Origin of the sequence: Micromonospora sp. URMC 105 (assembly GCF_051386295.1) — a bacterium.
Classification (GTDB): domain Bacteria; phylum Actinomycetota; class Actinomycetes; order Mycobacteriales; family Micromonosporaceae; genus Micromonospora.
In genome coordinates, this window is sequence record NZ_JBPQTL010000194.1 from 1 (window position 1) to 1,921 (window position 1,921).

Consider the following 1,921-nt stretch of genomic DNA (forward strand, 5'->3'; position numbering starts at 1 on the left):
TTGGCGGGTCCGGGGCGTCGGCGCTTCGGGTGTGGTTGCAGCCGGGCTCTGGTGATGGTGATTCGTTGACGGTGTCGGTGTCGGTGGCTGATGAGTGGGACGTGCCGGTGGCGCGGGTCGACTCCCTGCTCCTGCGACCGCTTGCCGCCGAGACGTTGCGGCAGGCCGACCCGATCGGCGATGGCCTCACGGAAGTGCGGTGGACCGACCTACGGGTCGGCCACGACGCCGAGCCGTCGGACTGGGTACTCCTGCCGTCGTCGACGCCGACGCCGATCGAGGCCGTGGACGCCCTGCTCGCCACGGCACCCCCACCGGCAGCGGTGGTCCTTCCGCTCGACGGCGCCGGCGAGGCGACCACCGACGTGCCGACCGCCGTCCGCGACGCGCTCACCGAGACACTGCACCTGCTGAGGCAGTGGCTCGCCGACGACCGGCTGGCCGGTACCCGTCTCGTGCTGGCGACCAGACGCGCCGTCGGGGTCGACGCACAGGACGTGGTGGATCTGGTCCACGCCGGTGTGTGGGGCCTGGTGCGGGCAGCCCAGACCGAACATCCCGACCGTTTCGCACTCGTGGACGTCGACGCCTGGCCGGTACCGGTGGCGGCTGTCGCCGCAGCGGTGACTGCCGGGGAGCCCCAACTGACGGTACGCGCCGGTCGGGTCCTGGCGCCCCGCCTGGCCAGGGCCACCGTGCCCGACGAGCCAGCAGGCGGCCAATGGGACGACCGGGGTACGGTGCTGGTCACCGGTGGCACGGGTGCCCTGGGTGCCGTGGTCGCCCGACACCTGGTGACCGCTCACGGCGTCAGCCGGCTGCTGCTGACCAGCCGGCGGGGCCCACAGGCGCCCGGCGCGGCGGAGCTGCGGGCGGAACTCGCCGCGCTCGGAGCAGAGGTCGCCCTGGTGGCCTGCGACGTGTCGGATCGCGACGCACTGGCCGGCGCCCTGGCCCAGATCCCGGCCGAGCATCCGCTGACGGCGGTGGTGCACACCGCCGGGGTGCTCGATGACGCCACGGTCGAGGCCCTGACCCCGGAGCAGCTCAGCGCGGTACTGCGGCCGAAGGTGGACGCCGCGTGGCACCTGCACGAACTGACCCGGGGCATGGAGCTGTCCGCGTTCGTCGTCTACTCATCGATCGCCGGTCTGCTCGGCACCGCCGGCCAGGCCAACTACGCCGGCGGCAACGCCTTCCTGGACGCGCTCGCGCACCACCGCCGGGCCTGCGGGCTGCCAGGCGTGTCGCTGGCCTGGGGGCTGTGGGAGCAGGCCACCGGCATCAGCGGACACCTCGGCGAAACCGACCTGAAGCGGGTCGCCCGCTACGGTCTGCTGCCGCTGACGACTCCCGACGCCATGCGGCTCTTCGACGCCGCACTGCGTACGGATGCCGCGGTGCTCGCCGTGACCCGGTGGGACCTACCGGCCCTGCGCGGGCGGGAAGAGGCCCTGCCGCCCCTGGTGAAGAGCCTGCTCCCGCCGGCGCGACGGTCGGCCACCGCGGCCGCCGGGATCCCACTGGCTCGACGGCTGTCGGGACTGCCACCCACCGAGCGCAACCAGGTGCTGCGCGAGCTGGTCTTCGGGCAGGTGGCGACGGTGCTGGGGCACACGGGAGCCGACCGCATCGCACCCGACCGGTCGTTCCAGGAACTCGGCTTCGACTCGCTGACCGCGGTGGAACTGCGCAACCAGCTCAAGGCGGCCACCGGGCTGCGGCTGCCCACCACCCTCGTCTTCGACCACCCCACCCCGGGAGACGTGGTCCGTCACCTCGACGCCGAACTGGCCGTCGATGCGGGGCACCTGACCTCCGCACCCACATCGAGCGCGCCCACTGTCGCCGCCGATGAGCCGGTCGCGATCGTGGGGATGGCGTGTCGGTTCCCGGGTGGGGTGTCGTCGCCGGAGCAGTT

1 protein-coding gene is annotated in these 1,921 nt (G+C 73.3%); it reads left to right on the forward strand.

Going from position 1 to position 1,921, the window contains the following annotated elements:
• Positions 1–83 precede the first annotated feature (83 nt).
• Positions 84–1,921 (forward strand): type I polyketide synthase (locus tag ACSNN7_RS28855; RefSeq protein ID WP_436684203.1); only part of this gene is annotated, 1,838 nt, incomplete at its 3' end.